Source organism: Thalassospira sp. (genome assembly GCF_002709775.1).
Taxonomy (GTDB): domain Bacteria; phylum Pseudomonadota; class Alphaproteobacteria; order Rhodospirillales; family Thalassospiraceae; genus Thalassospira.
In genome coordinates this window covers 49,005-68,352 of record NZ_PAQR01000043.1, presented here as the reverse complement: position 1 = coordinate 68,352, position 19,348 = coordinate 49,005, and the positions used below count along the sequence as shown (strand labels likewise).

The 19,348-nt window shown below is 56.2% G+C and carries 16 protein-coding genes; 5 read left to right on the top strand and 11 right to left on the bottom strand.

Going from position 1 to position 19,348, the window contains the following annotated elements; all coding sequences use genetic code 11:
- Positions 1-15: 15 nt before the first annotated feature.
- Entirely contained in the window at positions 16-1,095 is a 1,080-nt protein-coding gene (locus CMO10_RS14990; protein ID WP_297023790.1) for a siderophore-interacting protein, read from the bottom strand.
- Positions 1,096-1,277: 182 nt separating this feature from the next.
- On the opposite strand from CMO10_RS14990, the gene CMO10_RS14985 reads away from it, so the two are divergent.
- The 4 genes from CMO10_RS14985 (at position 1,278) to CMO10_RS14970 (ending at position 5,852) form a co-directional block, all read left to right on the top strand.
- The gene (locus tag CMO10_RS14985; RefSeq protein WP_297023786.1) at positions 1,278-2,129 is read left to right on the top strand and encodes a GNAT family N-acetyltransferase; all 852 of its coding nucleotides are present in this window, start codon (positions 1,278-1,280) and stop codon (positions 2,127-2,129) included.
- A 477-nt stretch (positions 2,130-2,606) separates the two neighbouring features.
- Positions 2,607-3,377 (top strand): motility protein A, encoded by a 771-nt coding sequence (locus CMO10_RS14980; protein ID WP_297023783.1) that lies wholly within the window; start codon positions 2,607-2,609, stop codon positions 3,375-3,377.
- 44 nt (positions 3,378-3,421) lie between these two features.
- Positions 3,422-4,360, top strand: a complete 939-nt coding sequence (locus CMO10_RS14975) for an OmpA family protein (protein WP_297023780.1) — start codon at positions 3,422-3,424, stop codon at positions 4,358-4,360.
- Positions 4,361-4,430: 70 nt separating this feature from the next.
- The gene (locus tag CMO10_RS14970; RefSeq protein WP_297023778.1) at positions 4,431-5,852 is read left to right on the top strand and encodes a pentapeptide repeat-containing protein; all 1,422 of its coding nucleotides are present in this window, start codon (positions 4,431-4,433) and stop codon (positions 5,850-5,852) included.
- Here the strand turns inward: CMO10_RS14970 and CMO10_RS14965 are convergent.
- The 9 genes from CMO10_RS14965 to CMO10_RS14925 form a co-directional block, all read right to left on the bottom strand.
- The gene (locus tag CMO10_RS14965) at positions 5,849-6,364 is read right to left on the bottom strand and encodes a GNAT family N-acetyltransferase (RefSeq protein ID WP_297023775.1); all 516 of its coding nucleotides are present in this window, start codon (positions 6,362-6,364) and stop codon (positions 5,849-5,851) included. The two genes, CMO10_RS14970 and CMO10_RS14965, sit on opposite strands and share 4 nt — an antisense overlap.
- A 12-nt stretch (positions 6,365-6,376) precedes the next feature.
- The gene (gene mutL / locus CMO10_RS14960) at positions 6,377-8,338 is read right to left on the bottom strand and encodes a DNA mismatch repair endonuclease MutL (protein WP_297023772.1); all 1,962 of its coding nucleotides are present in this window, start codon (positions 8,336-8,338) and stop codon (positions 6,377-6,379) included.
- 125 nt (positions 8,339-8,463) lie between these two features.
- Positions 8,464-9,795 carry a M16 family metallopeptidase gene (locus CMO10_RS14955; RefSeq protein WP_297023771.1) on the bottom strand — a complete coding sequence of 444 codons (1,332 nt, stop codon included), beginning with the start codon at positions 9,793-9,795 and terminating at the stop codon, positions 8,464-8,466.
- Position 9,796: 1 nt separating this feature from the next.
- The gene (locus CMO10_RS14950) at positions 9,797-11,218 is read right to left on the bottom strand and encodes a M16 family metallopeptidase (protein ID WP_297023769.1); all 1,422 of its coding nucleotides are present in this window, start codon (positions 11,216-11,218) and stop codon (positions 9,797-9,799) included.
- Positions 11,219-11,675: 457 nt separating this feature from the next.
- Positions 11,676-12,257: a DUF3035 domain-containing protein gene (locus CMO10_RS14945; protein WP_044827749.1), complete on the bottom strand. Its 582-nt coding sequence runs from the start codon at positions 12,255-12,257 to the stop codon at positions 11,676-11,678.
- A gap of 52 nt (positions 12,258-12,309) precedes the next feature.
- A complete protein-coding gene (gene lspA / locus CMO10_RS14940; protein ID WP_044827748.1) occupies positions 12,310-12,780 on the bottom strand; it encodes a signal peptidase II in 471 nt (156 codons plus the stop codon).
- Positions 12,781-12,845: 65 nt separating this feature from the next.
- Complete coding sequence (ileS, locus tag CMO10_RS14935; protein ID WP_297023767.1) at positions 12,846-15,683, bottom strand: isoleucine--tRNA ligase; 2,838 nt, start codon at positions 15,681-15,683, stop codon at positions 12,846-12,848.
- 108 nt (positions 15,684-15,791) lie between these two features.
- Complete coding sequence (locus CMO10_RS14930) at positions 15,792-16,748, bottom strand: bifunctional riboflavin kinase/FAD synthetase (RefSeq protein ID WP_297023764.1); 957 nt, start codon at positions 16,746-16,748, stop codon at positions 15,792-15,794.
- Between the two features lie 129 nt (positions 16,749-16,877).
- Positions 16,878-17,315, bottom strand: coding sequence for a MaoC family dehydratase (locus tag CMO10_RS14925; protein WP_044827746.1), 438 nt, complete (start codon positions 17,313-17,315; stop codon positions 16,878-16,880).
- A 244-nt stretch (positions 17,316-17,559) separates the two neighbouring features.
- On the opposite strand from CMO10_RS14925, the gene CMO10_RS14920 reads away from it, so the two are divergent.
- Complete coding sequence (locus tag CMO10_RS14920) at positions 17,560-18,351, top strand: methyltransferase domain-containing protein (protein ID WP_044827745.1); 792 nt, start codon at positions 17,560-17,562, stop codon at positions 18,349-18,351.
- A gap of 7 nt (positions 18,352-18,358) precedes the next feature.
- On the opposite strand, the gene CMO10_RS14915 is transcribed toward CMO10_RS14920, so the two are convergent.
- Entirely contained in the window at positions 18,359-19,150 is a 792-nt protein-coding gene (locus tag CMO10_RS14915; RefSeq protein WP_297023757.1) for a sterol desaturase family protein, read from the bottom strand.
- Positions 19,151-19,348 lie beyond the last annotated feature (198 nt).

The window sequence follows — 19,348 nt, the reverse complement described above, 5'->3', positions numbered from 1 at the left end:
ACTGATCCCGGTGGATCAACCCTTGGCCGTCCGGCCCGCCTTGCGCCAGAATGTCATGGCGACACAGCGATCACGATCAAGACCGAGTTCCTTGCGCCAATAGGCATGGATCGGTTTGTAATCCGCCTGCTCCACCCCGGCCCAGCAATAGATGTGATCACGTGCATCGGGCATCTCAACCGATCGAATGGCATCCTGAATCAGACTGCGTTCGACCGCCTGGGCGTCATCGCGAAACAGCCATTGGACCTTGATCTGGCTGTTGGTGGGAACGGCGATGACGTCGGATTTGCTGCCGACTTCGATAATGGCGTGCCCCGTTACATGATCCGGCATTTCAGCCAGATATCGTCCAATGGCCGGAAGTGCTGTTTCGTCGCCGGCAAACAACATCCAGTCAGCATCCGGCAATGCGGTCCCGAGCGGCCCGGTCATGGCGACCACGTCGCCAGCACTGGCATGCATGGCAAAGGCCGATCCCGGGCCGTTATCACCATGCATGACGAAATCGACATCAATCCAGCCTGCCTTGGCATCCATCGCACGGATCGTATAGACGCGCTGTTCGATGGTGTTTTCCCCGCTGGGCCAAACCGGCATGCCGTTATCAGCCAAGGTTGGCCATTGCGGATTTTCCTGCCCGCGTGGCGGAATCAAAAGACGCACATGAATGCTGTCACTGTCATAGGCCTCAAGGTCATCGGCATGCAGGCGCAAGCGGCGCATATGCGGTGAAAGATCGGTGATCTCGCCCACACGCAGTTCACAGAAATTGGGCAGCTTGCCATTGCTTTTGCCCGCCCCCTGCCAACGGCAATCAAGATCGGCATCAGGAACAGCCCCCTGCAGCACCGATATGATCGCCGACTTCATCTGCATGACATCGACTTCGGTCGTTGCCCCCACCTCGACCTCAAGCGTGGTATCGGTGCTGCTTAGCTGGATATGGCCGATGGAGACCGATATGCGTGTGTAATCCGCATCACCCGTCACATCGCAATCATGTTCACGATAGAAATCGGCCGCCTGTTTGATCAGGGCAGCACTGCCGGGAAGTGCGATACGTGTCTTGGCCGTCAGAAGCGATGTGGGCATGAAATTCTCGGATGGTGGGACGCGAATGGAATGTACCCACCGTAATAATAACAATGATAGGCATTCTCAATAAAAATTATCATTGATTTTCATCGCCCGTGATAGATGTTTGGCAATTGCGCTTGCCTGCCCCGCACGGCAACCCCAACACTCATCTGATCATCGGAAGTCTGAACAAAGCGATGCCTGACAAAATCCGCCGTCTTAAATCATTCGAGTTTCCCCAGGCCGTTGAATGGGCCGCCAAAGAGGGCTGGAACCCCGGCATCAATGATGCAGAGGTGTTTTTTAACACCGACACCGATGGCTTCTGGGGCGCGTTTGACAAGCAGGGACTGGCAGCCGCGATCTCGGCGGTTCAGTACAGTTCGGATTTCGGGTTCGTCGGATTTTACATCTGCCGTCAGGATCGTCGTGGTTCCGGTCTTGGCTATCGCCTGTGGCAGACGGTGCTTGAGGACAGTGTGCTTAAGACCATTGGCCTTGATGGTGTCGTTGATCAGCAGGACAATTATCGCAAATCCGGTTTTGAATTTGCCCATCGCAATGTCCGCTATGGCGGTGTCGTAACAGCCAATGTCGAAACCCCGGATGATCTGTTCACCCTTGAGGTGAACGACATCGCGATTGTCGATGCGTTCGAGCAGACCTGCAAGCTTTTCCCCGAAAGCCGGATCGAGTTCCTGCGTGGCTGGATCGGCAATGAAAAGCATACGGCACTTGCCCTTAAGGGGCCGATGGGATTGCGCGCCTATGGCGTGATCCGCCCGTGTCAGGAAGGCCACAAGGTTGGGCCGCTTTTCGCCCCGAATGCCAAGGATGCCGAAATCCTGTTTGGCGCGCTTTTGCAAAGCCGCGATGATCAGACCGGCAAGGTCTATCTTGATGTGCCCGAACCCAATCAGGCGGCAGTTGATCTGGCGACCGCACATGGCATGGTGCCGGAATTTGAGACCGCACGCATGTATAAGGGCCCGGCACCCGAACTTGATCTTGATATGATTTTCGGGATTTCGTCCTTCGAGCTCGGCTAGTTTCGGTCCAACTTTACCCGTAAGACATTGCAAACATCAGAAATTGTCAGGATTGCACTCCTGTTCTTTCACGCGCGCCCGGTGTAAAACCGGGCATCCTGCCAAACGAATATGATCATATTATTCTTAGGTGGGGTTGAGGAGTGCGCGAAAGTCTGGCAACAAACATTTAACGCCAAAAGTATAGCGTTGGTTATTCCAACGCCGTAATTTTACAATCAGGCGGGACTGTTTGTGGGAAGTCTTTCACTTCTACGAGCAAGAAGTTATTGCAAGCATATGGAAAACGGGATGTGCAACCCCAATTTCAGAAGTGTAGTGCGCGTTTCATTTCCATCTGGTAGCCGCCCATACAGGGGACTTTCATCTGTGTGGTTGTCAGACCAATGATCAAGTTGTGACCCGCTACGTATTGTTTTCAGTGACGGGACAATACGTTTAAAGAATTTGTTTTAAAGCCGGATACCAAAAACCGACATGGATATAGCGACACTTATTGGCATTATCGCCGGGATGGGCGTTATTTTTGGCGCCATTTTGCTGGGCGGCAGCCTGAGTTCATTTGTCGACGTACCATCGATCATGGTGGTGTTTGGCGGGACAGCGGCGGCAACCCTGATCAAGTTCCCGATGCGCGACGTGGTCAAGTCGCTCAAGATCGGGATCGGCATTGCTTTCAAAAACCCCAAGGAAGATCCGCTTTCGATTTACGAAAAGGCGATTGAGCTTGCCGGCCTTGTGCGCAAGAACGGTCTTCTGGGCTTAGAGAATGTCGAGATTGACAACGAAATCATGGCGCGCGGCATCCGGATGTGCGTTGACGGCCATAGCGGCGAAGTCATCAGAAGCTCGATCTCGAGCGAAGTGGAAAAATCCATCCAGAATGACGAGCTTGGCGAACTGATGTTCCGCGGTATCGGTGATACCGCACCGGCCTTTGGCATGATTGGGACGCTTGTTGGTCTGGTGCAGATGCTGGCCAACCTTTCAGACCCGGACGCCATCGGCCCGGCCATGGCAATTGCGATGCTGACAACGTTTTACGGTGCGGTTCTTGCCAACCTGATTGCGCTTCCGGTTGCCGACAAGCTGGCGCTCAAGGTGGATCGTTTGAAAAACACCAAACAATTGATCATTGAATCAGTCGTGCAAATCCAGGCCAGCCAGAGCCCGATGGTCATGAAGGAAATCCTGGGTCCGTATCTTCCGGGCGGTGTTCCGGCCGACGAAGAAGGCGGCGGAGAATGATCATGATGGCTCAGATCAAACAGGCAACAGGCTGGGCATAGGCCATGGCAAAGAAACCCGCAGCAGGCGCACCGGCTTGGATGGCGACGTTCGCCGATCTGATGTCGTTGCTGCTTGTCCTGTTTGTGCTGCTGCTGACCTTCGCCGAGATGGATGTCATCCGCTACAAACAGATTGCCGGGTCTGTAAAGGCCGCATTCGGGTTTTCCCAACAGGATCAGCTGGCCGGCGTGATCGAACTCGACGGGTCGATTGTCGGCAAGTCGCTTAAGGCGCCAACACCTGACACTCCGCGCGTGGTTTCAGAAATCCCCCAGGCCGAAACGCCGGAAGTTGAAAGCAACGAAACCGACAGCAAGGAAGAAAAGGCCGAGGCGCTTGAAGAAACGCTAAGCACTGTTCTTGATAATATGGGTCTTCAGGATCAGGTCGGTTTGGAGCGCATTGACGGCGAAGTTGTCATGCGCTTCCCCAACGAACTGGCCTTCCCGTCCGGCTCATCGGGCATGACCGAAGAATTTGCCGCCATCCTGAACCGCGTCGCCCCGGTCATCAACCAGACCGAAGGGGAAATTCAGGTCGCCGGCCACACCGATAATGTTCCGGTTTCATCTTCGTCTCCCTATATATCAAACTGGGACTTGTCAGCGGCACGCGCGACATCGGTTTTGCACTACCTGATCAATCAGAATGGTACTGATCCGAGCCGAATGGTGATCCAGGGTTACGGCGAAAGCCGACCGCTTGAAAGCAATGACACCCCGGAAGGCCGTGCCACCAACCGCCGCGTCGAGATCACCATTGAAATGGTCGAGAGCAACTATGACGGTGAAGGTGCCGGTGCAGGCAACGGGAGTGCCGCGGGCGCCCCAACATCTGATGGCGGGGATGATGTTGGTGACGGCGATATTGGCACAGGGGATGCCAATAACGACGAGGCGTCGGGAAGACGGCGTACATTTAGCATTCCTGCTGGTCCCTGACGGATTTTGATCCACGGGTCCGACGGCCCGGGTCGGCCAGAATATGCGAGCAAAGGGGACATCACGCATCATGGCGAGCCATGACAACAAGAAAAAGACGATCCTGTATGCGGACTACAGCGAACGTAACATCACCGCAGCGCGCGCCGCTGTGGAACCCCTTGGCTTTGGCAAATTCATTGATTGTGATGATCGCGAACGCACGGTCGAAATGGTTTCCGAACTCAAGCCGGATCTGGTGTTGATCGGTCTTTATCTTGATGGCATTCGCGGCATTTCCACCATTCGCGCCATTCGTGATTCCGCAACCGACGACAACCCGCATGGGCGTGAAGTTCCGATCCTTTTGGGTGCCCCCAAACTTGACCGGCGCGGCATGCGCGATGCGGTCGATGCCGGGATCGAAGGCGTATTTCGCCAGCCGGTCGACCCCGAACGCCTTGCCAAAATCATTGAAGCGGTCCTGAAAAAACCGCGCCGTTTCGTATTTGAAGAAAACTATTTCGGCCCGGCCCGACCGCAAGACCTTGCCAAGATGGCCGGATCAAAACCCGCAAAGAAGCCAACCGCCAGTGCGACCCCGGCGGCGGCCGATAACCCCACCAGCAAGGCACAACCTGAAACTCCGGCGGTCGAAGTTCCGGAAAGTGCAACGATTGCCAAGACACCGGAAAATGATGGTGCCGGTCCGATCACGCGCACCCGCACGCCAAAGGCATCGCCGGCTGTTGGCATGACGACCAATCTTGATCTCGCTGATGCCAAACCGCGCCTGAATGGCACGGGGCAGACATTTGGCGATGGTGAGCTTGTTGGCGCGCCCAGTGCCGGCGACAAGAAAACCGGCAAGCAGAACCTTGAAGCCGTGCAGTCCGCGCGCGAGGCTTTAAGCCCGGCGACGGCGCGCAGCGAAGACAAACCGTCCGACACCCCGGATGAGGAGATCGAAGCCGAAGAAGACATCGAGGTCGAGGACGAAGAGCTTGTTGAAATTGATCTGCAGGAAGCGCTGATCAGTCACAAGCTTTGGGTCGATACCGGCGGGCGCGAAGGCACAGTCATGTCCATCGAACACGCCGATCTGCGCGATGCAGAGCTTGAAGGCATCGACCTTAGTCGCTGTGGCCTGCCCTTCGCCAGTTTCCAGCGTGCCAATTGCAAGGATGCGGTGCTGCGCCGTTGCAACCTGATTGCGGCTGACTTCGTTGAAAGCAACCTCGACAATGCCAATCTGGCGGCAAGCCGTTTGACCGGGGCACGGTTTAACAAGGCGATGGTGCGCAACACGGTGTTTTTGGGATCGGACCTGTCGAACGCCAATTTCCGGGGCCTGCAGATGATCAATTGCGATCTGAGTGGCACCAATCTTTCGGGCGCAGATTTCCGGGATGCCGATCTAAGCTGCACACGCGGCCTGTTTGCCGAGCAAATCCAGCGCGCACGCGTCAACGCCAATACCCGCCTGCCCCGCGACCTTAAGCTGCGCGGTTAATCCAGATCACAGACCATATGCAGGCTCGGAAAGCTGAAATCCGGGGCAAAGGGTGCGGCGAAATCGCCAATCACCCGAAAACCGCGTGTTTCATAAAACCGTCTGGCACTCAGCGTGGAATAGCATTCAAAGCGCGTGACATTCTCAGACGCCTTGGCATCTTCTACGCAACGGTCAAACAGCATGCTGGCAATGCCCATGCGCGCATAAGCCGGATCGACCGCGAAATGGCGGACATGGGCCAGCCCCGTTTGCACATCTGCATCATCGCTGCCCGGACGGACTGCTGTCCAGCCACCGGCACCAACGACATCGCCCGCTTCGGTCTTGGCCAGATAATAGGTGCCCGATGCCAGAAGATCCGGGTTGGCCCGGGCGAGAAAGGCCATGCCACGTTCAAGAACATCGGGCGCATAGTCATCGACGAGAAACGTCGCGTAGGATCGCTTGAACAGTGCCGTGACGGCGTCCGCATCATCGGGTGTGGCAATGTGAAGCGTGATCGCGGCCATATGCGTTCCTAGCTATCTGCGGCCAAACATCTTTTCGATGTCATTGAGCTTAAGCTCGACATAGGTCGGGCGGCCATGGTTGCACTGTCCCGAATGCGGGGTAGCTTCCATCTGGCGCAAAAGCGCATTCATTTCATCGGCATTAAGTTTGCGGCCAGAACGCACCGATCCATGACAGGCCATGGTCGCACAGACATACATAAGCCGGTCTTTCAGCGCCATGCCCTGCCCCAGTTCGGCGATTTCATCGGCCATGTCGCGCACCAGTGCGCTGACATCGACCTTGCCCAGCATGGCGGGCACTTCCCGCACAACAATTGCACCGGGACCAAACGGCTCGATCACCAAACCAAGCTCGGCAAATTCCTCTGCACGTTCGGCAATACGATCAGCGGATGCCTCGTCGAGTTCGACCACTTCGGGCAGCAACAGTCCCTGACGCTTCACGCCACTTTCGGCGAGATCAGCCTTCATGCGTTCATAGACAATGCGTTCATGGGCGGCATGCTGATCGACAATCACCAACCCGTCACGGGTCTGGGCAATGATGTAGTTGGCATGGACCTGCCCGCGCGCCGCCCCCAGCGGATGATCAACAAACTTGCCTTCATCAGCGATGTTATCAATGCGGGCCGATGGCGCAGCCGCGTCATAGCCGCCAGTCAACGCTGCGGCTGCGGCAGCAGCAAAACCGCCTTCACCGCCTCCGATGTTAGCGCTACCACCCGATCCGCCAAATTCACGTCCGCGATCAAAAAGCCCGCCATAATTCCCCTGATTTTCCATCGGGGCCTGGGCAGCGTAATTGCGTTCAATGGCAGCATGACCGGGCACACTTGGCTGATATTGCCCGATGTTAAATCCGCCGCCCGTCCCGGTGCGTGCGCCACCGCCATAAGGAAGCGAGGGTCCCTCACCTTCGCGGCGCACAGCGCCCAGCGCCATGTCGGCGACTGTGGTCGAGGCCCGATGGCCTGCGCCGGCCAGTGCATGTTTCAACGCCCCGACAATCAGCCCGCGCACCAATCCGGGATCGCGGAACCGGACCTCGGTCTTGCCGGGATGGACGTTGACGTCGACATCACGCGGCGTCAGCTCAAAGAAAAGTGCCAATAACGGGTGACGATCACGCGCCAGGAAATCCTGATAGGCGCCGCGCACAGCCCCTTGCAACAGCCGGTCCTTGACCGGGCGGCCATTGACAAACATGAACTGCATCTGGGCATTACCACGGTTAAGCGTCGGCACCCCGGCATAGCCGGTGAGCCGGATGCCTTCACGCTCTGCCTCGATCTGAAGGGCGTTATCCTGAAATTCGCGCCCCATCACTGCACCCAGCCGTTTCAGGCGGGCATCAAACAGATCGCCTTCGCAGGCCGGGTAATTCAGGATCGTCTTGTTGTTATCACCGCTCAGCGTAAAGCCGACATCCGGGCGCGCCATGGCCAGACGATCCATGATCTCGCGGGCATACATCTGTTCGGTCCGCGCGGTTTTCAGGAACTTCAGACGTGCTGGCGTGGCATAGAAAAGATCACGCACTTCAACCCGCGTGCCATAGGGATGGGCGGCCGGTTCCGGTTCGCCCTTTGCCCCGCCTTCCACCGCCAGCGTCCAGGCATTTTCGGAGCCGCGCACACGGCTGGTCAGGCGCATGCGCGACACCGACCCGATGGATGGCAAGGCTTCGCCGCGAAAGCCCATGAAACCGATATTAAACAGATCATCGTCGGGCAGCTTGGAGGTCGCATGGCGTTCGACCGCCAGTGCCAGTTCGTCGGGCGTCATGCCCTTGCCATCATCGGTGACAGACAGCAACGTCCGGCCGCCATCACGCAGATTGACATCCACCCGCGTCGCCCCGGCATCGAGCGCATTTTCCACCAATTCCTTGAGGGCCGCCGCAGGACGTTCGACCACCTCACCGGCGGCAATCTGGTTGATCAGGTTCTGTGGCAGGACGCGCAGGGTCATGAAGGCGGTGCTCGTGATGTTCGAATGGGTATTGTTGTTTGAACTGAACCTATCAAAGCACAAAGCGCGGCGAAATCCCTTTCACCGCGCTTTGCAACTTTTAAGGCCTTGGGTTCGGTCTGCGATCAGAAGGCCAGTTCACCTTCAGGCTTGCCCACCACAGTGACCGTGACATTGGCTGGATCCATCAGATCAGCCGCAACCCGGTTGACGTCATCAAGGGTCACGGCATTGACCATGTCATTGCGACGATCCAGGAAGTCCATGCCAAGGTCTTCCTTTTGCATACCGACCAGCATACCCGACAGGTTGCCAAGGCTTGTGAAGCGCAGCGGGAAGGCGCCGGTGAGGTAGGCCTTGGCATTATCAAGTTCTTCCTGATCAATGCCATCCTGCTTCATCTTGCTCCATTCCGTGCTGATCAAAGACAGGCTTTGACCAATTGCGTCATTGCGCGTGGCAACCCCGCCCATCATCATTTCGGCATGGTCCAGATCGGCAAGGTAGCTATAGACACCATAAGCAAGGCCGCGCTTTTCACGGACTTCCTCGGTCAAACGTGACGAGAAACCACCACCGCCAAGGATGTAGTTCATCACATAGGCGGCATAGAAATCAGGGTCCTTGCGCTTGATGCCTTTCTGGCCCCAGATCGCCTGACTTTGCGGAATGTCCTGTTCGATCACTTCGATATCACCGAAAGTCGGCGTGACATCGGCGACCGTCGGCAGATCGCTTTTATCGGGCAGCGCGCCGAAGGCCTCATCAAGCAGCGGACCAAGTTCCTTTGCCGTGATGTCACCGGCAACACCAACAATCAGATTATCCTTGGCAAAGGCCCGGCGCACAAAGCCGCGAAAGTCATTGGCATTTAGGCCCGCTACGGTTTCAAGCGTGCCCGACACCGGACGGCCATAGGGATGGTCGCCAAAGATCGAGGCAAAAAACGTGCGGCTGGCAATATCGCGCGGATCGGTTTCAGCGCGCTTCAGGCCCGAGACGATCTGGGCACGAATGCGTTCAACCGCCTCGTCATCAAAGCGCGGTTCGGACAGGGCCAGACGCAGCAGATCAATCGCGGTATCGCGTTCACGGGTAAGTGTGGTCAGCGATCCCGCAAAATCATCACGCCCGGCATCAAAGGACAGGCTGATGGAACGGTTTTCCATCTCACCGCGGAAGGTCTGGCTGTCCATGGCGCCGGCACCTTCGTCGATCAGACCCGAAACCATGTTGGCCAAGCCAAGCTTGCCATCGGGATCGGTGGCCGCACCGGCACCGGTAAAGGCGATATCCATGGTCATCAGCGGGTTCATGTGATCTTCGATCAGCCATGCACGAATGCCGCCATCCGAAATCACTTCCTGAACCTCAACCGCCTTGGCCTGTGTGGTTAAGCCCAAACCAAGGGCGGACGCAAAGGCAACACCGGCAATCTGTTTAAACAGCTTGTTCATATCAGTGTACTCCTTCGCCAGACGTGATCGGAAGCGCCGCACCAGCCCCGGTGACCGGGCCACCTTCGGGCGGCATCAGCCAGCCGGTGACAGATTTCTTGTCATCGAAGACCCGTTTGGCGGCCTCATTGACTTGATCCACCGTCACAGCCGAAATCCGGTCCGGCCAGCTTTCGACCTGATCGACGCTGAGGCCAACCGCAAGCGACTGACCAAGTACACGCGCACCGGCCGAAAGCGAATCACGGGCAAAGACCGCACTATCAAGAAGCTTCTGCTTGGCCCGGTCGAGTTCGTCCTGTGTGACACCATCTGACACGACCTTGGCAATCTGGGCCTCGACAGCCTTTTCAAGATCGGCAAGGTCAACATCACCGCGCGGAACCGCATAGACACCAAAGCTTGCCAGATCAACTGCGACCGGATCATAGAAGGTCCCGACGCTTGAAGCGATTTCCTGATCAACGACAAGCGCCTTGAAGAAGCGGCTGGTGGTACCCGACCCGATGATTTCGGAAAGCACATCCAGCGGTGCGGCGTCGGCCCCGTCGGTGTTGTAGGACGGGGCAAGGTAATAACGCGACCAGGATGCCTGACCGACCTGCGGGTCGCGCATGGTGACCTTGCGCGGGGCGTGCTGAACCGGTTCCTGAACCCTGTTACGCGTCATGTCCTTGCCGCGCGGAATGACGCCGTAATATTTTTCGGCCATCGGCAGCAGCTCATCCATGGTGATATCGCCGGCAACGACCAGAATGGCGTTATTGGGCGCATACCAGTCGCGATAGAATGCGAGCGCGTCTTCGGTGGTAAGCTGCTCCATTTCATTGAGCCAACCAATGATCGAACGGCCATAGGGATGGGCCATATAGAGGGATGCGCGCATCTGTTCGCCCAGAAGCGCACCCGGGCTGGTATCGAGGCGCGAACGGCGTTCCTCAATGATCACATCACGTTCCGGGAGAACCACATCATCAGAAAGCTTCAGATTGGTCATGCGGTCGGCTTCCATCTTCATCACCAGATCAAGCCGGTCCCGAGCGATGTTCTGGAAGTATCCGGTATAGTCCCAGCTGGTAAAGGCGTTGTCATTGCCGCCATTGCGCGCAACGATCTTGGAAAAATCGCCCGGCGCAATATCGTCGGTCCCCTTGAACATCAGGTGTTCAAGGAAATGGGCAATGCCCGACACACCTTGCGGCTCGTCGGCCGAGCCGACCTTGTACCAGACCATATGGGTGACAACCGGTGCACGGTGGTTTTCCACCAGCACGACCTGCATCCCGTTATCAAGGGTTGCGGTTTGCGGGTTGAACACCGCCGCACGGGCCAGCCCCGGCACGAAGGCAAGGGTGAGTGCGGCAAGGGCGAGCACAGCCAAGGAGCTGCGCGTCACGGATCGGAAAGTTCCAGAAATTCTCATTGTGGCGTCCCATTCCAAATCAGGCATGGTTAGGGTCAGGACCTACTAATTTGATTTGACTGGTTCACCGGATTTGTGCGGATACGCGAAGTAAAGCTGCAGACAGATATATATCTTTCAAAGCTTTACGACAAAGTAGCCCGTGCAAATCCGGTTAATCCGAAGGACAGACGTTATATTTGCGAACTCCTGCGTCAAACCCCTTGGCCGGGATACCAGCCCGCCCGACGTGCTTTTCCTTGCATTTCACAAATATAACGTCTGCCATTCAAATCAAATTAGTAGGTCCTGACCCTGAGCAAACAGGGTGTTTGAATGCCGATGCGCCAGAACAGCGCAATCGCATTCAACAGGCATTTCTTAAAAACCGAATATGACAGAACAAGGGCGCGAAACCATCGCGCCCTTGTTCGAATTCATCAAATTGTCGTGTGGTCGCAAAACCAAGGAGAAAAGCTTAGAAGATATCTTCCAGCCAGCCCTTCTGTTTGCGTTCGATCACAGGGGTATCGGCACCACCGGAAACATTGTCGCCCAGGGCCTGCTGATCGCGGATACGCTTGGCTTCGGCTGCCGGGTCAACCACGGATCCGAATTCCGGCTTTTCCTGCCAGAACAGAAGGTCGTCAACGACACCTTCGCTTTCGGAAATGAAGATCGAGGTTTCACGATCAACCGTGTTGCGGATTTCCGGATCGGCATATTGCGCGCCCGATGCCGACAGAAGGGCAACCTGACCTTTACTGCGTGTGCCTTCGGTAATGTCGCGTTTAACCTGATTGGGGTCTTCGCCCACCAGAATACGACGCGCCTGATCAGTGGTCGAACCGGTCTGCGGGCGCGGTGCACCCGGATCAGGAACACGCAGCGTAAAATCAGGCGGCAGGCTTAGCGGTGCGCGCGAGACAACGGCGAACTCGTCCGGGGACTGTTTGTTCAGGCCAAAGGTTTCGCGTGTTGATTCACAACCGGAAACGCCAAGCGCAAGTCCGCCCAGCAATGCAATTTTGAAAATATTGGTCGTCAGTTTCCGGGCCATGTGCGCCTCATTACCACGTCTGAACCGGGCTTTAAGGCCCGGCGAAAATTCATCAGGTAGATTTTTTACCGCCAAAAAGGGAATCGATCAACAGTAGCGCGGCACCAACCGTGATTGCGCTATCAGCGACATTGAAGACCGGCCAGTGATAGCCCGCAACATGCAGATCAATGAAGTCGGTCACAGCGCCATGACGCAGGCGATCCACCAGATTGCCGATTGCCCCGCCAATGATCATGGCGAGTGCAAAGCGCAGCATGGAATCACGTGTGCGCCACATCCAGACGCCAAAGCCGATCGTGATGGCCGCGGTAATCGCAATCATCACCCAAGGTGCCTGCCCCTGAAACAGGCCGAACGAAACGCCCGGGTTCCAGGCCAGAACAAAGTTCATAAACGGCGTGACTTCGATCTTGCGAAACGGGGCAGAAAGCCCGTCAATGGCAAGCGCCTTGGTCCACTGGTCGACACCAAACACGATTGCAATGACGATCAGACCAAAGACAAAGGCACGATGTTTCATCAACACTCTTTCTGACTTGCCAGTATCTGCCCTGCCATCAGGCAGGGCTTTCCCAAACGCCACCCTTATTCGGCAGCAATTCCCATTTCATCAACGGCATCCGCACAGCGGTTGCAAACGGCTTTGTGTTCGGCGTGGCTGCCGACTTCCGGCAGGGTCTGCCAGCAACGTTCGCATTTCTCGCCGTCTGCCAATGCCGGCACGACACCAACACCTGCAACATCATCAAGGGTATAGGCACCAGCCGGTGCTTCACCCGTGATCAGTTCGATGTCAGATGTAATGGCGATTTCGGCAAGATTAAGGCCGTTAAGTGCTTCGACATATTCGGCGTCGGCATAAACCTTCGGTGCGGCATCAAGGCTTGCGCCAATGCGTTTTTCCGCACGTTCAAGTTCAAGCGCACCGGTGACAACACGGCGAAGCTTGCGGATTTTTGCCCATTTGGCAGCCAGTGCATCGTCTTTCCAGCCATCGGACACCGTGTTGAAGGTTTCCGAATGGACGGAGCTATCGGCACCATAACGGGCACGCCATGCTTCATCGGCGGTAAAGCACAGAACCGGTGCCAACCAACGCACAAGGCAATCAAACACGCGATCCATGACGGTGCGGGCCGCGCGACGGCGCAGGCTGCTTGGCGCGTCGCAATAAAGCGCGTCCTTGCGGATATCAAGGTAGAACGCCGACATATCGAGCGCGCAGAAGTTATGCAGCTCGATAAACATGGTGTGGAAATCGTAATCCGCGGTCGTCTTGCGCACCATGTCATCAAGGTGGCTCAGACGATGCAGAACCCAGCGTTCGAGTTCCGGGAGTTCGTTATCGGCGACCTTTTCGGACTCGGTGAAGCCATCAAGGTTCCCCAGCAGGAAGCGCAGCGTGTTGCGCAGACGACGATAGATGTCGGAATGGCGCTGAATGATTTCATGGCTGATGCGCAGATCATCATGATAGTCCGAGCTAACCACCCAAAGACGCAGGATATCGGCGCCCAGCTTGTCGATCACATCGTTCGGCGCAATGACGTTGCCCAGCGACTTGGACATCTTGCGGCCTTCACCATCAAGCACGAAGCCGTGGGTCAGAACCGCTTCATACGGTGCACGACCACGGGTGCCGCATGATTCAAGCAGCGAGCTGTGGAACCAGCCGCGATGCTGATCAGAACCTTCGAGATACAGATCCGCTGGCCATTTCAGGTCCTGACGTTCTTCAAGCACGAAGGCGTGGGTCGAACCGGAATCAAACCAGACGTCAAGAACGTCGGTGACCTGTTCGAAATCATCGGCCTTGTATTTGTCGCCAAGGAAATACTGCGCGTCACGGGTGAACCATGCATCGGCCCCTTCTTCGCAGAAGGCTTCGTAAACACGATCAAGAACTTCCTGATCACGCAGCGGCTGACGAGTGCTTTTTTCGATGAACCCCGTGATCGGCACCCCCCATGCGCGCTGACGCGAAACGCACCAGTCCGGACGGTTGGCGATCATGGAATGCAGGCGGTTGCGACCGGCTTCCGGCACAAAGCGGGTTTCATCAATCGCCTTGAGCGCCTTTTCGCGCAGGTCATTGTCCTGCATGGAAATGAACCACTGCGGCGTGGTGCGATAGATCACCGGCGCCTTGGAACGCCAGGAGCACGGATAGGAGTGCTTGAGACGACCACGCGACAGCAGCGCGCCAACTTCGATCAGCTTGGCGATAACCGCTTCGTTCGCACCGGCTTCCTTGCCGTTTTCGTCATAGATACGTTCGCCGGCAAACAGCGGCACGGTCTGATAATAGGCACCGTCGCCATCGACCATTTCCGGTACTTCCAGACCGTATTTCAGACCGGTCTGGTAATCGTCTGGGCCGTGGGTCGGTGCGGTATGGACAAAGCCGGTACCGGTATCGGTCGTGACATAATCAGCAGCCAGAAGCGGCACATCGAACTCATAACCCTGCCCGCGGAACGGATGGGCCGACAGAGTACCTTCAAGTTCGGAACCCTTGAAGGTGCCGACAACCTTGTGACCAGTCACGCGACCGTTCTTGCACAGGTCTTCGAGAAGGTCGGTACAAACCGCCATCTTCTCGCCAACGGTGGCCCATGCTTCTTCGGCGGTTTCGGTGACTTCGATGACGGAATATTCGATGTCTTCGCCATAGGAAATTGCACGGTTGCCCGGAATGGTCCACGGGGTCGTGGTCCAGATGACGATGGTCGCATCTTTCAGCAGATCAACCTTGGTCTCGGTGACCGGGAAACGGACATAGATCGTTTTCGACGTATGGTCGTGATATTCGACCTCGGCCTCGGCGAGCGCGGTCTTTTCAACCACCGACCACATGACCGGTTTCGAGCCCATATAGAGCGAACCGTTCATCAGGAACTTGCCGAGTTCACGCGCGATGGAGGCTTCTGCCTTGTAATCCATGGTGACATAGGGGTTATCCCAGTCACCCATCACGCCAAGGCGTTTGAATTCTTCGCGCTGAACATCAAGCCATTTCTGGGCGAACTCGCGGCATTCCTTGCGGAATTCGGCAATCGGAACATCGTCCTTGTTCTTGCCCTTGGCACGATACTGTTCTTCGATCTTCCATTCGATCGGAAGGCCGTGGCAGTCCCAACCCGGAACGTAAACAGCGTTCTTGCCCAGCATCTGCTGGGAACGGGTGATCACGTCTTTAAGGATCTTGTTCAGTGCATGACCAATATGCAGGTGGCCGTTCGCGTAAGGAGGGCCGTCATGCAGGACAAACATTTCACGATCGGCAGAAATACCGCGAATTTTGCCGTAGAGGTCCTCGTTTTTCCACTGCTCAAGCAGGGTGGGCTCCATCTTTGGCAAACCCGCCCGCATCGGGAAATCGGTCTTGGGCAGGATAACGGTTTTCTTGTATTCGACACTCATCGTGACGGTCCTGTCGTCTTGAACAAATTAAAAGGGCGAACCCCCGGAGATCTCGCAAACGCCAATCTTGCGAAAAGCGCGCGGATCATAGCGGGTTCGTCAACAAATTCAAATCTTGCCGAGAATATCCTTGGCAGTGATCACATCTGCTGCGATCTGGGCCTTCAGGGCATCAAGCCCATCGAACTTCTGTTCCCCACGGATAAAGCCGTGCAGACGCACGCGGACCCGCCGGTCATAGATGTCCTGATCAAAGTCAAAAAGGTGTGCTTCAAGCCCGGCATCGTCATCACCGCCAAAGCTTGGCCGCACACCGATATTGGCGACTCCGGGCACCCAGCGTTCAACGGTTTTGCCATCTTCTTCGGAAACCAGTCCAAGTTCGACGGCATAGACACCGAATTTCGGGCGCAGGTGATTACCCAATGCCACATTGGCGGTTGGAAAACCGATCGTCCGACCACGCGCATCGCCATGGGCGACAATCCCGGCGATTTCCCACGGGCGCCCCAAAAGATGCTTGGCGTCTTCCGGGCGGCCTTCACGCAGCGCCTGACGGATCGCAGTCGAGGAATAGACAATCCCGTTATCATGGGTCACAGCGGTTACCGCGGTTACGCCAAAACCGGACTTCTCGCCAATCGCGCGCAACAGATCAACGTCACCTGCCCGGCCCTTGCCGAAACAGAAATCCCAGCCAACAACGATATGCTTGGCACCAAGGCCGCTGACCAGAACGCGCTCGATGAATTCTTCGGCGGTCATGGCCGCGAAGTCGCGATTGAATTCGACCTCGTAGAACAGGTCGATATCAATGCTGCCAGCCGCAGTTTCGCGATCCTCGGCCGAGGTCAGGCGAAATGGCGGATCATCGGCGCGAAACAGCATGCGCGGATGGGGTTCAAAGGTCAGGATGGCAAGCGGCGCGCCGAGATCGCGGGCAATCGCGCGGGCCTGATCCAGAAGCGTTTGATGCCCCAGATGCAAACCATCGAAATTGCCGATCGCCACAACGGCGCCGCGCGCATCATCGGTCAGGTTCTCAAAAGATCGAAAAACGCGCATTCGCGCCGGTCTCTCTTTGCTGCGTTCCATGCCTGCCGACCTTTTATCGGCAAATCCAGCAGGCAGCTATATAGGGCGCAGGCCCGAAGCGTAAAGACTTTTCCGACAAAAAAGCGCCGTTTCCTGACCCTAGCCGCGTGAGGGCACCATGACCGTTGCTTCACCGGTGATCACGCAACGATCCCCGACATAGCAATTGGTTTCGAGAATGGCGCGTTTCTTTTCCGCGATGATTTCACGCACAGTCACCCGTGCCGTCACGGTATCGCCAATGCGAACCGGTGCCTTGAATTGCAGGTTTTGCGAAAGATAAATGGTGCCCGGCCCCGGAAGGCGGGTACCAAGAACGGTGGAAATAAACCCGGCGGAAAGCATGCCATGGGCAATGCGGCCTTCAAACATCGTGGTTTCGGCGTAATCCTGATTAAGGTGCACCGGATTGGTATCGCCGGTAATACCGGCAAACATCACAATGTCGGTTTCGGTGACTGTCTTGCCATAACTTGCTGACAAGCCGACCTCGAGATCTTCGAGATACAGCCCGTGAAGTCCGTCGCGTTCGTTCATTTCCTTGGAACCCCTTGCCTGTTGCGCAGTCGCTTACATTGCAGATGTCGCGCTTATGATTATTTTGCAATGCAATATTTGTAATTTTATTGCGCATTTTTTGAAATGAGCAATGCCTATTTCGTCGAATGGCCAATTGGCAAAGGTCCTAATGCTTGAAATTGTTGGGAAGCGGGACATATCAGGGCATGGCCATCTGGCACCGGATTAAAATAAATCAAACAAATTTGAGGAAACGCCCCGGATGAACAACACGATTGCCGACACCTATGAAATTGCCATGGGTCGATGGAGCCGCCGCCTGTCGCGCAGTTTCCTTGATTTTGTTGCCGCCCCGTCCTGTGGGGCGCTGGTTGATGTCGGCTGCGGCACCGGCAGCCTGACGCTGGCCGCGGCAAACCGGTATCCCGATGCGCGCGTTGTCGGTATTGACCTGATCCCCGATTACCTGACCGATGCCCTGCGCGAAGAAGCGGCGAATATCGAACTCAAGACCGGTGATGCGTCGTCCCTGCCCTTTGACGACAACAGTTTTGATACCGCCTGTTCGCAGCTTCTGATCAATGACCTGGAAGACCCGGTGAAGGCTTTGGGCGAAATGGTACGTGTGACCAAACCTGATGGTCGGGTGGCCGCATCGGTCTGGGACCGTTCTGGCGGGCTGACCTTTATCCGGCTGTTTCTCGATGCCGCCGCCATTCTGGCCGGGGTAGAAGGTGAAAAGCTCCGCGAGGAGATTTTTGACGTTCCCTATAAGGACGAAGACGATCTTTATGATCTTTGGTCGGATGCGGGTTTGCGCGACATCGACACAACCACCTTGGCTGTGCGCATGGACTTCATCGATTTCGATGATTATTGGCAATCGCTGATGGGTGCGCACAGCCTGATCCGCACATTCTTTAATCGGCAATATGCCGACATGGCCCACGAAATCCAGCAGGCCACCCGACTGGCCTATCTTGGTGGCAAGACCGATGGGCGCAGGTCACTGGTGGCGTCGGCGATGGCAGTGCGTGGGGTGGTTCCGGCGTAAGCCCTGATCAGCGGCGCCTGAACGGCATGCACAAAACACCCAGCAAACTTTGACTGTCCTTGTCGCGGAATTCTTCAAGGCCGATCTGCATGTCGTGATCATTGACCCTGGTGTGGTCGATGTAGCTGACAAACAGGCGATCCCAGACCGACAGGATATTGCCGTAGTTGCTGTTGGTTTCTTTCATCACACTGGAATGGTGAACCCGGTGCATATCGGGTGTCACCACCAGCATGCGCAAGGCCCGATCCAGGCTTTTGGGCAGATGGACATTGCCGTGGTTAAACAGGGCAAAGCCGCTAAGCATGCTTTCATACACCACCACCGCCCATGGATCGGCACCGATCATCAGAACAAAGAACGATTTATAAAGTGCGGATGCGACGATCTCGAACGGGTGAAAGCGCACAGCGGTCGAGACATCAAATTCGGTATCGCAGTGATGCACCCGATGGAACCGCCAGAAGATCGGCACGATATGGGTCAGGCGATGCTGCCAATAGATTGCACAATCCAGAACAATGATAGTGATAAGGCCCGCCAGAAGCGCCGGTAGTCCTGCAATGTTGTTCAGGCCCCAGCCATTGGCCTGCGCCCAGATGGCCGTCGCGATCATTGCCGCACCGATGGTGAACCGTGTCAGTGCAGCGCTTAGCAACAGTAGGCCAAAATTGGTCAGCCAGCGCATGGGACGGCGCACGGCTTCCTTGGGCCGATAGGGGGCCAGGGCCTCCCACAAAGCCATGACCGCCAGAATAGCGGCAAAGATACCCAGCCGAAACAATCCGCTCTGATCCATTTCATCCTGCCTTGCGTGATGAGATCGTGTTCATATTTGCCATCTTGAAGTGATAGCGGAAAGCGCAATCTACAAACAATATCTTGCACGTCGCAGCCTGATCACCTTTATGTTAGAGAAAGGTGATTCATACCAGAACACCAAAGTGCAGTGACCAAATTCGAAAACAGGGGGCCTTATGCCAGAACGATCAGGATC

Bases quoted from the DNA above. Each gene is read 5' to 3' on its own strand.
- CMO10_RS14990 (WP_297023790.1), bottom strand. From the start codon at position 1,095: ATGCCCACATCGCTTCTGACGGCCAAGACACGTATCGCACTTCCCGGC.
- CMO10_RS14985 (WP_297023786.1), top strand. From the start codon at position 1,278: ATGCCTGACAAAATCCGCCGTCTTAAATCATTCGAGTTTCCCCAGGCC.
- CMO10_RS14980 (WP_297023783.1), top strand. From the start codon at position 2,607: ATGGATATAGCGACACTTATTGGCATTATCGCCGGGATGGGCGTTATT.
- CMO10_RS14975 (WP_297023780.1), top strand. From the start codon at position 3,422: ATGGCAAAGAAACCCGCAGCAGGCGCACCGGCTTGGATGGCGACGTTC.
- CMO10_RS14970 (WP_297023778.1), top strand. From the start codon at position 4,431: ATGGCGAGCCATGACAACAAGAAAAAGACGATCCTGTATGCGGACTAC.
- CMO10_RS14965 (WP_297023775.1), bottom strand. From the start codon at position 6,364: ATGGCCGCGATCACGCTTCACATTGCCACACCCGATGATGCGGACGCC.
- mutL (WP_297023772.1), bottom strand. From the start codon at position 8,338: ATGACCCTGCGCGTCCTGCCACAGAACCTGATCAACCAGATTGCCGCC.
- CMO10_RS14955 (WP_297023771.1), bottom strand. From the start codon at position 9,795: ATGAACAAGCTGTTTAAACAGATTGCCGGTGTTGCCTTTGCGTCCGCC.
- CMO10_RS14950 (WP_297023769.1), bottom strand. From the start codon at position 11,218: ATGAGAATTTCTGGAACTTTCCGATCCGTGACGCGCAGCTCCTTGGCT.
- CMO10_RS14945 (WP_044827749.1), bottom strand. From the start codon at position 12,257: ATGGCCCGGAAACTGACGACCAATATTTTCAAAATTGCATTGCTGGGC.
- lspA (WP_044827748.1), bottom strand. From the start codon at position 12,780: ATGAAACATCGTGCCTTTGTCTTTGGTCTGATCGTCATTGCAATCGTG.
- ileS (WP_297023767.1), bottom strand. From the start codon at position 15,683: ATGAGTGTCGAATACAAGAAAACCGTTATCCTGCCCAAGACCGATTTC.
- CMO10_RS14930 (WP_297023764.1), bottom strand. From the start codon at position 16,748: ATGCGCGTTTTTCGATCTTTTGAGAACCTGACCGATGATGCGCGCGGC.
- CMO10_RS14925 (WP_044827746.1), bottom strand. From the start codon at position 17,315: ATGAACGAACGCGACGGACTTCACGGGCTGTATCTCGAAGATCTCGAG.
- CMO10_RS14920 (WP_044827745.1), top strand. From the start codon at position 17,560: ATGAACAACACGATTGCCGACACCTATGAAATTGCCATGGGTCGATGG.
- CMO10_RS14915 (WP_297023757.1), bottom strand. From the start codon at position 19,150: ATGGATCAGAGCGGATTGTTTCGGCTGGGTATCTTTGCCGCTATTCTG.